The following is a 12,027-nucleotide window of genomic DNA, read 5'->3' on the forward strand; positions in this document are numbered from 1 at the left end:
TAACTCCCTTTCTAATGAATGTATTTCTTGTCCACAATTCACCTAAATTTATCGTAACCGCGCTCTTAATTTCTTATATAACTTTTCAATTATGAAAAAAGTGATTATAAAGAAATCTATTGCAAAGGTAGATAAAAGTAAAAATATTACTCCTCCACCACATCCATCATCTTCTGAAAAATATAAAAGTCCATAAATACCTATAAAAGCAATTATTAATAATAAAATTACATATCCCATTATGTTTTTATTTAATAAACGTTCCAATACTTTCACTGCAAAATATATAATTCCAGATATAATTAATGCAAACACAGGTAAAATTCCAATTAACCCCATAACACAACTCCTTATTAGCGTACAATTATTTGCAAATATTCTTCTTCACGTCTACTTAAATATATAAAATATTTGCTCAGAGTCATCTACTCTCAGCTCTTGTTTCAATTATTGTGAAAACCGTCTGAAATATTACAACTGCAATAACTAAAAAAATGCTATCAATACTGTTATCCCCATGTACATTCCCCCATATATATGCTGAATATTTTAAATCCTAGAACTCTCATGCTAAATAAAAACCCCAAATATAGAAATTTAATTACAATATATAGATCAATTCTCCTTTAATATTGCATGTACACATTATACTATAAATGTATTTTTTTACAAGTATTCTATGTTGAAATTATTAAATATGAACGCTAAGTAACTTGATTCATTCGCATAGAATTATTTGGTTTGTATTCATTTATAATTTAAAGTAGATTCTAATGAAAAATTAAACAAGCTCCTTATTGTTCTTTGTCCATAAAACTTTGCTTATAGCTTTTAAAATAATACTAGAATTAATTATGATGTTTATTCTAATTCATAACTAATGCATTGTTAATTTTTTAACTATGAATTTTATTTACCACTAATTTATAATTATTAACTTCGAGGTAAATAAAATTCATTATCAAAACGACATCATTTTTAAATCCAATAAATATACTTTTAGCCTAAGCCATATATTCTTTAAATGGCAATTGAATTATTCTTCCACTTTCATCACATCGATACTCCTTAGGACATTCAAAACGTATTTTGCCTGATAAATGCATTGCAACGTCAAAAAATGCATTTGCCATAACATCTGGATCCTGGAAAACAGTACCTGCCATATATCCTTTTTGTATGAAATATAGTGATTCTGGAATAGCATCAATTCCAACAACAGGTATATTCTTTGTACCATCACCTTTATTATATCCATGCTTTTGTAAAGCTTTTACAGCACCAACAGCCATAGTATCGTTATTAGCTATTACTACTTCAATTTTATTTCCATATCTAGTTAATAAAGCATCTGTCGCATCTCTAGCTAAATCTTCACTCCAATTACAAAATTCTGATGCAAGTTGTTCAACTTTTATTCCAGCATCTCTGATTGTCATAATGCAATATTTAGTTCTATCTGTTGACTCATTACTATTACTATTACTATTACTATTACTATTAATTCCACCTTGCAATACTATATACTGCATAATATTATCTTTATTTGTATCTATAGTATTTTTATTACCATTCCATAAATTAACCAACAATTTTCCTTGTAGCCTTCCTGCCTGCTCTGAATCTGGAAGTATATAATATGCTTTATCATATGATTTAACTATATTTTCATCTACCTTAAGTATTCTTTTACTAGCAAAAATTACTGGAATATTTTTTTCTTTGATTGAATTAATTAGTTCTTTGGGATCGTTTACTAAATCCACTAAACTTAATATGAGAAGATCAATATTTCCGCTTTCTAGAAGATTATTAATAGTTTGATTTTGTATATCTCTGTTATTTTCACTATTATAAAAATTAAATTTAACTATTCCTTCATTTCGTGATTCAATATCTTCTAGGCTATGCCTTAAATCAATAACATAAGGATCATCGAATCTATAAAAAACCACTCCTACATTTACTGGATTTGTTGAATCATTATGGCTATTTAGTGGGACTGCTTCAATTAAGGTTTCCATTACTATAACTGTTACTGTAATTATTATTATAATTTTTTTTAATAGCTTCATTCTAAAACCTCCTGTAATTCTATCTAATTTATAGGATTACTTTTAAAAAGAAAATTATTCTAAATTCTATATTAATAATTATAAATACGTTCTTATAATATGATATTTAAGTTTTTTATACTTCTTTTATATATCAATTGATATTCACTTTAATTTTAAAGAATACTTCATATTTAACATTCTAAACCTACATTTTATAGAATTTCTATATGAAAGCAAAAAATATGGTAAATTCATTTCTGAATATTACCATATTTAAGTAATCCTCTAAATTATTTTTTTTTATATACGGCATATAATTTTATAAATACTTTTCTTATTATTAATAAAACGTAATAAAGAATCACTATATCAAGGAATAAATTTACTATATTAATGTTCATTCCAATATTTCCATTAAATAAGTTACTGAATAAATAAGAACTTCCTCCGTCTCCTTGATATACAGACCAATAATTTAAAGGAAAGCCAAACGCGTACTCAAAAAAGCTTCCCATATTCTGTTCTATTTTCCCTGGCAAAACAAAGGTGCTTGTTAAAACTATAAATATACTTAATTTACATTCCAAAGTCTCTATTCTTCTCTTACCATTCATATTTTCTAATTCTAAAGTTTCTTTTAAGAACATATATCCAAAAACAACTGCCGGTATTAAAAATATTAAAGATATAATTGCTGTATAATGTAGTCCTGTATCGATATTTGACCATGGACCTAAACCTATAGACTTTAATATAAGATCCCCGTAACTAGGATTTCCGCCCAATGAAATTCCAAATAATATTCCTAAAGCAAACAACATTAATGAAGTTATTCCTAGCAATACCTTTCTGTTAATTTTACTCAAAATTCACACCTCTATTTAAACAACATTTTAACTTTAATTACTTATATATACATTATATTCTTTAAATCCATGTTTCACAATATATCTGCCAACATCTATACGACTCTACGGATAATAGTTTTACTTATGTTTATAATAATTAAGAGATAAATATATTGAAATACCAAATCAGAATGCATATCTTATTATACCAAAGCACTTAATGAATATTTCCAGGGGAATATTAAAGGTACAATGTTTAATTTAGGCGCAACTTGCCACCTAATTCATGACTTTACAGTTCCTCAACATGCTAATGCTCGCTTCTTTGCTTTCATTAATCTAATTCTATCAACCAATTGTGATTTATAATATTCCATTTTAAATCCAATACATATAAGGACTGAACTAATGAAGTTCAGTCCTTATATTTTCAATGCTACGTATGAGTTTGTAATACTATCCACTATATAGATAAACAATTCAAGAATTAGACTTATTAGATGAACATATTTACAAATTTTCTAAAACTTCGAGTTCATATCTTCACTAGAAATCATAAATATATTTGTGAAGAAAACATTTGAAAATGGGCTGTTAAAGGTTCTTAGCTGTAGGTTGTTCCAATTTAGCTTGTCAAACTGAAAGTTGGAGCATGCTAAATTGGATACAATCTGCCGCTTAGAAACTTCAGCGATATTTTCATAGCTTTTCGGAACAAAATATTTATGATTTCGGTAAGTTATCACATAAGTTTAGTTTTAAATTTGGATATCTATAGATACCAAATAAACTAAGATCTGAACTTATTCATATAGCTCGCCGAAATAAGTACTAAGCATCTCACTATTTTAGTATTTGTCTCATAGCTTTACCTTTTTCACTATAACTACTATCATTTACAGATTGAACCTCAAATTTTCCGTTTTCATATGCAACTTTTGATATACTTGAATTATCCATATTCCTTATGTCGAAATTTTTATCTAAATGTTCAATAAATACTCTAAGCATTCCTCCATGAACTACTATTAGAATATTCCCTCCACCATCTTCTTCATTTTCAATACATATATTATTTATAGTTGTTACAAATCTTTTTAAAGCTGTATTATAATCTTCAGCCTCATGCGTTTCATCTAATGCAGCACATGAATCACAATATGCCCTTTGAAAATCATATTTTTCTGCCATTTCTTCAAATGAAGTTACATTAAGGAAATCAAGTATCGCCTTAAACTTTATCTTCTCAAACTCTCCTTCATATTTTCCAAAATATACTTCTCTTAAGCCTTCAAATTCTTTTAGTTCTAAGTCCACACTTGCCTTATTCTCTTTTATGACAATTTGAGCTGTTTTTATTGCTCTTCCTAAATCACTGCTGTAAACTGCTTTAAACTTCACATCACTAAGTCCTAATCCCGTATTTACGGCTACTTCAATTCCTTCCTTAGTTAGAACTCCATCACACCATCCTTGAGTCCTTCCTACTTTATTTAAGATAGTTTGCCCGTGCCTCATCAAATATAAAGTAACTCTTCCCTTATTTTTATCACTCATTTTTTCCCCCATACTGCAAAATCATCTACCTCTTCTAATTTATATAAATAAATTATATCATAAATTGTAAATACTGGCATAACTAATCTTTAATTATGAGCTATAGTATGATATTGAATCTATTTATTTAATTCAATATGCTAAATTATTTTAGCTGCTCCCCCTTGATTTCTATAGATGACTTAAGTTATACTAATTTTGCAAAATGGACTTGGTGGCAACGAAAGTTGCTGCCTTTTTTATTCTTAAGGAATTTATATTCCGATAGAATCTGTGAACATTTTGCCCCTTGATGATATGAATCATGGAAAAGACTGATTTAGAAGGTTACGATTCGTAAAGAGAATAAAAAAGCAGCTATTGGATTTCCACTTTCAGATACACCAGAAAAGTCCAATAGCTGTTTTTATTAAAAAGATATTCCTTTATTATCTAAATTCTATAGGTTCTAAATTACTTAAATCATTTTATTTGTTGTATTAATGACTACATTTTAAATTTGGTTTTAATCAATTAAACTTTTAGAATATATAAAATTTAGCATAAGTTTCTATGAACTAACTTTTCCAAATATACATGTAATTATGCGTCCACATTTATTGGCAATACAATTGTAAATTCAGTCATATATTCATTGCTTTCAACTTTAATTCTTCCATTATTCTTTTCAATTAATTCTCTTACTATACTTAAACCATAGCCATGATTCTTGTTATTATTATTTTTAGTAGTAAATCCAGAATCAAAAATTTTATTAATTATTTTATCGGGAATCTTTTCCCCGTCATTTGCTATATTTATAACTATATTATTTAAATCCTCGTATGATTCAGCAATTATAGTCCCCTTATTCTTCATAGCCTTTACCGCATTGTTGACTATATTAATTATTATTCGATATAAATCCATCTCTTTCATTGTTGTTAACCTAAAATTGGCATTATCGGATACAATAACTTTTATATCATCTCTTATAACATGCTTAGTAGCTAGTGATAGAAGTGAAGAGCCTTCAGCATCTTTTTCATAAACATTTCCGCTGTTTTGATATGTATTTATAATTCTTTTCAATAAGTTGGACGCATCTTGATACATGTTCATATCACAGAGTTCATATAAACTTAAAATATTTAGATTGTAATTATCTTTTATATTTTTAAGCTCAATATTTTTTGATGTTAAAATTCCATTCAATTTATATATTTCATCCGAATCTTTTTTAATCTTTCTAAAATCTATTATATTAAATATTATAAATCCAATTAAAGCTATAACTATAATATTTCTTGATAATACCGGCTCAATATCGTATGAAATATTATATAAAGAAATCAAAAAATCAGGAAAGAAACTTATTATAATTATGTATTTTACAGAGTTACTTTCATCTAGTAATAGCTTATAAATCTGCTTAATTTTGCTTTTAAATAAAAAGCATAAAATAAATAAGAGTATCTGAGAGAGATACACAAGTGTAATGTATATATTCGCTATATAATCTTCCAATGAATTAACATCTAGCATTACATATAGTATGTTACCAAATGTCGACACCCATATAAGTACTATTGAATATATTAAACTGTATGCTATTATTGGATTCAGCACATTTTTTCTAAAAGTAAAATATATAATTAATATTCCTAAAGCATGTGTTATAAATATACATATTGATAAATTTCCGAGTAAGTATGTTATATAAAAGCCATCTACCGATAGAAGTATAACACTTAATATCAATTCTTTTATTTTTACTATTTTGTCCTCTTCCAAGCAATAATTAACTATATAAATAAACAATATACTTTGAAAAATAGTAATTAATGCATCAATGTATTGCACTTCCAATTTACATCTCCTTTTATAATGTTAAATAATCATATAAACAAGTTTTATTATCTTAACTTTTTCATTGACTCTGGCATATCTTCAATACCAGCGAAACAAAATGATACCATAGGTGATTTATTCATAGATTTAGAAAGATTTAATAGTAAATTTGCAATCATTTTTTTTATTCCCATAATACCCACCTCTTAATTATTATTTAAATTAACTTATTTAGAATAATTAAATTGATATATGAAAAGAAATAATTCTATCTAAGAAATCAGAGATGTAAAATTGGAAATGTGTATCTATCAAGTTTTATCTTGTGTTAGACTATCAAATAAATTCCCTTTACTTCCTTATCAACCTAATTATTCCATTAATTACATTATAATATTTATTGTGCAATTATTCAACATTTATAGTCATATTAACCAAAATCATTGTTACATTTTATTTTTAAATAACACCAAATATATTCATATTGAGGCAAATTGTACATAAAAATCAATTGCCCTATTCATATCTTTAACGCATAAGTATAACGATTTAATACTACAATTCATTTTAATCCTCTTTTCTGCTTAAATAATTAATCCTCTAGAATAGCAATAGCACGAACAGGCGCTCCATCTGAATCTTTAAATTTTATTGGAAGAGCACAGAATGTAAAAATGTCATTTCCCACTTTATCTAAAGATGTCAGATTTTCTATTACAACTATGTCTGTTTCAGCAAAAAGCTTTTTATGAATAGTTAAATTTTCATCTTTAATAGGATCAATTCCTATAACATCTATCCCTACCCCTTTCTTCTTACTTTTTATTAAGTATTCAGCTACTTCTTCTGTAATATATGGGTAATTTCCAAAATAAGCGTCTGTCCCCCAGTATTTATCCCAACCTGTATAAAACAAAATATACTGTGCTATATCTGCTTTTTCTTTTACAGCTTCAATATACTTCATCGTAATCTTTTGGCCTTCTTTTAAATTACTGCAATCAATTACTATGCCTTTTCCAACAAACTGTTCTGCACTAAATGAATCCAAAGTTGTTCTTTGAGAGAATAAGTGTGCCGGAGAATCCATATGCGTTCCTGTATGAGAAAACATAGTTAGCAATGTTTCCTTAAAGCCATCTTTCTCATAGGTACTTGCGACTTCTAATTTAGGTTTCTCTGTTCCTGGATATACCGGCATATTCTCTGAAATGGTATGTGTTAAATCTATTACTTTCATATTAATCCCCACTTTCTTTACATGTTTTAATGTAATATCTTTCATTCTATAAGTATTGTAATATAAAAAGATCGCATATCATTCTAAGTGATGCGATCCTTGAATATAAAATTATAAATTTGTTTATAATTTTCTTTAAGTTTAATCTGGTAATGTAAAATAGTTATCAATATACGCTGTCATTTGATCTCCTAAAGTTAGATAATAATATACTGGTATTAAATAACTTGAATAAAATAGCCTTTTTGACTCTTCTTCAGTACCTTGAAGTGCTCTTATCAAATTTTGCTGATGCCTTAAACTTATAACAAAACTTTGGGCTATAAATGATATTTGATCCGAAAAAAATACATCTGAAATTGAATCACTATAAGTTCTTTTATGTTCTTCTAAATTACGAATAACTTGTTGATATTCATTAATATAATTTCTTATACTCGTATTTACTGCAATTAATTGTTCATTTGTTGAATTTTCTCTTATATTTATGGTGGCTATATTGGTTCGTATAGTTTTGATATCTTGAAAATTTTTTATAATATCTTGTTTATTCTTTAATTCTGATATTTTAGGCCCATATTGTATATTCTGCTTAGGTATTGGCTGTGCATATGCTAAATTCGTCATTGCTAATAATATAACTACTATTAGTACTACTAATCTGTTTATTTTTTTCCTCATCACTAATTCGCTCCTTTTATAGAAATTATACTAACTATATAAAACTAAATGATATTTATATTTAGCTATTATAAGAATTCTATTCTATATAAGAATTAGTAATATTTGAAACTCTACAGATATTATAAATAAACCCAATACCTTTGTGTAATCCTATTTCCTTCATCCACTTCATTTTCCAATATTCCATTATTATTTACTATTGTTTTTGCAGAGCCAATATTATTTTTGTTGCAAGTGATTAATACTTTCTTAATTCCTAGTTTTACACATTCCCTTAGTGCTAGTCCTAACATCTCTGTTGCATATCCTTGTCGTCTTTCTGATTTTCTAACACTATAGCCTATATGACCACCAAAGTTTAAAAGATAGTCATTTAATCGGTGTCTAATATCAATCATTCCAATTAAATGCCCATCGCTAACAGAAACAGCCATGTATGTAGTTGCTGGAACTAAGCCATCTCTTACAGTTTCTTCTTTTGAATTATCACAAAATGCGCTATACCATTCTTCAAAAGTCTTAGCACTACCTAATCCAGCTGTACCATCCATGCTGTCATTATTTTCAATAAACTCTCTTTTATAATCCATGAGTTTTTCCTTATCTTCTAAAGTTGGTAAAATTAAATTTAATCTGTTCATTCTCTCCTCCAATTATTCTATTATATTAGTTTTAATCATTTACTATATATACTTAGATTAGATTTCTATATTTTAGTCTCATCTACAACAATTTTATTTGTTAATAAACTCCAAATTATTTTTAGAATTTTACATCTAAATAATAAAAAATCACACATTCACTTACAATCTATTCTCTATTAAAGTATATAGATAGAAAAATCAAACTCTGCTACTTTAAATAGAATATATTATTTATGAATACTGCGATTTTTAATATGTTATTTACTCTTATTTTTTATTGTGATAACGAACCTATTTTACTAAATGGATAAAATCTAAATACAGCCTTACCTTTTATATTGCTTTTATCTATATATGGGTTTTTCCATCTTCTTGAGTCACGAGAATCAGGTCTATTATCGCCTAAAAAGAAAAACTTGTCTTCTGGAACATCAAATGTTCTATTATATTTTTCATTGTTTTTTACATAATCTTCTTTAATATCATTTCCATTTATATTAACAATACCATCATGTATTACAATATGATCTCCTGGCAATCCAATAACTCTTTTAATAAGTGTTTCCTTTAATTCATCAGAATAGAATACAATAATGTCTCCTCTTTTAATATTGCCCATATTATATATTTTTGTAACAACCATCTTATCATTGACGTTTATAGTAGGTACCATTGATTCACTAGGAACATATATGTTAAAAAACAAGAAATTTTTTATTAACATAGCTATTATAAGTGCTACTGCTATTGGAATTACCCATTCCTTAAAAAATTTTATACCTTGATTCTTATAATTGTGATTAACTGCACTGTCCATTACTTCTCTCCTTTTGTGTTCATCCTTTTTTTTATCTTGTAATTATTATATCACATATCAAGAATATGGTATTATTCATTGATATTTTAAGTCTATCTTAAATAATACTGTCTTCTCTAATTCATCGCTATAAATAAAATATAGACTCATTTATAATTAATAGTTGTTAACTCTTAGCACTGTCATCTTTTCTATATACCTACTATTTTACTTCGTCTTTCCATAAGGATAGTATCATGCCATATTCCATCAGCATCACATCCAATTTTTTCTCTTACCCCAACAACTCTAAAACCACATTTTTTATGTAATTCAATACTTGCTTCATTAATAGAAAATATTCCTGATTGCAGAGTCCATATATTTTCTTTTTCAGTTTCCTCTATTACTCTATTCATAAGTTCATATCCAACATTATTCCTCCTACAAGATTCACTAATATAGATGCTGACTTCTGCAACACCTTTATACACACATCTACTGCTTGTTGGGCTTAGCGCTATCCAACCAATAATTCTATTATCACTATTAGTAGCAACAAACCTACCTACACTTAAATGTCCCTTGTCCCAATCTTCATACCTAGGAAGTTCTGCTTGAAATGTAGCCTTTTTAGTTTTTATTCCTTCCATATAAATATCAGCAACACTATCCCAATCTTCTTCTGTCATTTTTCGAATAATAAATTCCATACTTATTTCCTTCTTTCAGTTAACTTAATTATTAAAACATTGCATACAAATTTCTTTCCTATTAAGTAGTGGGATTTCTTAGAAATAACACTAATTTATCTGCAAATCATCATATCATTTTTCCAATTTATATAATAGTAAATCTTCAAACAATTAATCCCTTAAGTATCCAATCTATACATTTAAGAATTTTCTTAAAGCTATTATACTTCCTATAACCCCTATTAAGATACCAGATCCTCCAAATGGAAAAAGCATTATATTGGTTATAAAGGTAGGTTGTACAAGACTAAATTCTGGTGCATACTCCATTGCTTTAGTATAAATAAAGCTATATACGAAAAACAGAGATAAATATCCTACAAAAGCACCTGCAATTCCTATAATTCCTCCTTCAATAATAAATGGCCATCTAATAAACCAATTAGTAGCTCCAATAAGTTTCATTATACTTATTTCACTCCTTCTGGAGAATAGAACCATTTTAATCGCATTTACAATTAAAAGTACTGAAACTAATGGTATTACAATAAAAATTGCAAATTTAAAACATCTTAGAATCATAATCATTTCTTTCATAGCCTGATTATTAGTGTAAATACTTTCAAAGCTTCTGCCAATTGATAGCAAAAATAATAAAAATAATCCATTAATAAAGAAAGTTGCAGATATAGTAGTTACTGAAAAGATTGTTGTTGTAGAATTTCGTTTCAGACTCTTTACTGCATCTAAAGAAAAGTATTTAAATTTATCAATATTCATCATACTGCTTCTCCTTTTATTTGCATATATAATTTTGATGATTGATTGCAATATAACATGATGTTAATGTAAACATTGTAACAATACATATCATTACCAAAATTATTTTCTTCATATCTTATTACTCCTTCTATTGGATATAAACTTATTACATAGGTATTTATAGAGGCCAATAGAATTATTTCTAAAAATTCAAGTGACAATTTTTCAAATTGTAATCTGTTGCCTTTTCATCTAGCTTCCCATGAATAATAACTCCACCTTATCTAGTATCAATTTATTCATGCCTTTAATTATAACATATATTGTAATTTTATGATTATTCTTCATAAACATTGTCTTAAAATCAAATAAATAAAAAGGTAGATTAAGTATTTTCAATTTAATCTACCTTCACGGGTGTTTTATGACTTTATTTTAAGTTTTCGACTTAAATAATAATATACTATTATCACATGTTAATCCATTTATTATTTTGCTTCCTACAAAATGAACAATACAACTTTAATTAATAAGCTTTTTTAAGTTAAAGACAACTTATGCATACAAATTCTAATCATTAAAATTTCAGTAATCATCTTCAATTTTCTATATATTTCCTAGAAATTAGTTTATAATTGTTAATGAATTAAAATATTTTATCTAGATTGTAGGGGGAATTCATAATGGCTGGTTGTAACGAAAAGAATTGTACATGCTCTAATATTAATTGTGAAAGACATGGTAAGTGCTGCGAATGTGTAAATTTTCATCGAGGCAATGGAAATATTGTCGCTTGCTTAAGAGATTTCAAGGTTGAAAGCAAATAACTGAAAGCCTTATCCGAGAGTGTAAAATAGTCTGTGTAAACTTCATTAGAATGATATAATAAATTATCAAATGAAGGGAGCACAGGC

At 26.9% G+C, this 12,027-nt stretch carries 13 protein-coding genes; 1 reads left to right on the plus strand and 12 read right to left on the minus strand.

Annotated features, from left to right (window positions below):
* Positions 1-48 precede the first annotated feature (48 nt).
* From L3B96_RS23970 to L3B96_RS24020, 12 genes are all read right to left on the minus strand, one after another.
* Positions 49-339, minus strand: a complete 291-nt coding sequence (locus tag L3B96_RS23970; RefSeq protein ID WP_238948762.1) for a hypothetical protein — start codon at positions 337-339, stop codon at positions 49-51.
* 665 nt (positions 340-1,004) lie between these two features.
* Positions 1,005-2,075, minus strand: a complete 1,071-nt coding sequence (locus tag L3B96_RS23975) for a galactose ABC transporter substrate-binding protein (RefSeq protein ID WP_238948763.1) — start codon at positions 2,073-2,075, stop codon at positions 1,005-1,007.
* Positions 2,076-2,347: 272 nt separating this feature from the next.
* A complete protein-coding gene (locus tag L3B96_RS23980) occupies positions 2,348-2,923 on the minus strand; it encodes a hypothetical protein (protein WP_139355909.1) in 576 nt (191 codons plus the stop codon).
* 825 nt (positions 2,924-3,748) lie between these two features.
* On the minus strand, positions 3,749-4,462 hold the full coding sequence (locus tag L3B96_RS23985) for a histidine phosphatase family protein (RefSeq protein ID WP_238948764.1): 714 nt from the start codon (positions 4,460-4,462) through the stop codon (positions 3,749-3,751).
* A gap of 582 nt (positions 4,463-5,044) precedes the next feature.
* A complete protein-coding gene (locus tag L3B96_RS23990) occupies positions 5,045-6,304 on the minus strand; it encodes an ATP-binding protein (protein ID WP_238948769.1) in 1,260 nt (419 codons plus the stop codon).
* Between the two features lie 53 nt (positions 6,305-6,357).
* Positions 6,358-6,486: a hypothetical protein gene (locus L3B96_RS27375; RefSeq protein ID WP_275297346.1), complete on the minus strand. Its 129-nt coding sequence runs from the start codon at positions 6,484-6,486 to the stop codon at positions 6,358-6,360.
* A 398-nt stretch (positions 6,487-6,884) separates the two neighbouring features.
* Positions 6,885-7,532, minus strand: a complete 648-nt coding sequence (locus L3B96_RS23995; RefSeq protein ID WP_238948770.1) for a cyclase family protein — start codon at positions 7,530-7,532, stop codon at positions 6,885-6,887.
* 141 nt (positions 7,533-7,673) lie between these two features.
* Complete coding sequence (locus L3B96_RS24000) at positions 7,674-8,213, minus strand: hypothetical protein (RefSeq protein WP_238901111.1); 540 nt, start codon at positions 8,211-8,213, stop codon at positions 7,674-7,676.
* 122 nt (positions 8,214-8,335) lie between these two features.
* Positions 8,336-8,857: a GNAT family N-acetyltransferase gene (locus tag L3B96_RS24005; RefSeq protein ID WP_238948765.1), complete on the minus strand. Its 522-nt coding sequence runs from the start codon at positions 8,855-8,857 to the stop codon at positions 8,336-8,338.
* A gap of 277 nt (positions 8,858-9,134) precedes the next feature.
* A complete protein-coding gene (lepB, locus tag L3B96_RS24010; protein ID WP_017211890.1) occupies positions 9,135-9,677 on the minus strand; it encodes a signal peptidase I in 543 nt (180 codons plus the stop codon).
* A 191-nt stretch (positions 9,678-9,868) separates the two neighbouring features.
* The gene (locus tag L3B96_RS24015; RefSeq protein ID WP_238948766.1) at positions 9,869-10,369 is read right to left on the minus strand and encodes a GNAT family N-acetyltransferase; all 501 of its coding nucleotides are present in this window, start codon (positions 10,367-10,369) and stop codon (positions 9,869-9,871) included.
* A 174-nt stretch (positions 10,370-10,543) separates the two neighbouring features.
* Complete coding sequence (locus L3B96_RS24020) at positions 10,544-11,134, minus strand: FtsX-like permease family protein (RefSeq protein WP_238948767.1); 591 nt, start codon at positions 11,132-11,134, stop codon at positions 10,544-10,546.
* Between the two features lie 662 nt (positions 11,135-11,796).
* Here L3B96_RS24020 and L3B96_RS24025 point away from each other — a divergent pair.
* Positions 11,797-11,940, plus strand: a complete 144-nt coding sequence (locus L3B96_RS24025) for a hypothetical protein (RefSeq protein WP_017211888.1) — start codon at positions 11,797-11,799, stop codon at positions 11,938-11,940.
* Positions 11,941-12,027: the final 87 nt, after the last annotated feature.

Source organism: Clostridium sp. YIM B02569 (assembly GCF_022320765.1).
GTDB classification, from domain to species: Bacteria; Bacillota; Clostridia; order Clostridiales; family Clostridiaceae; genus Clostridium; species Clostridium beijerinckii.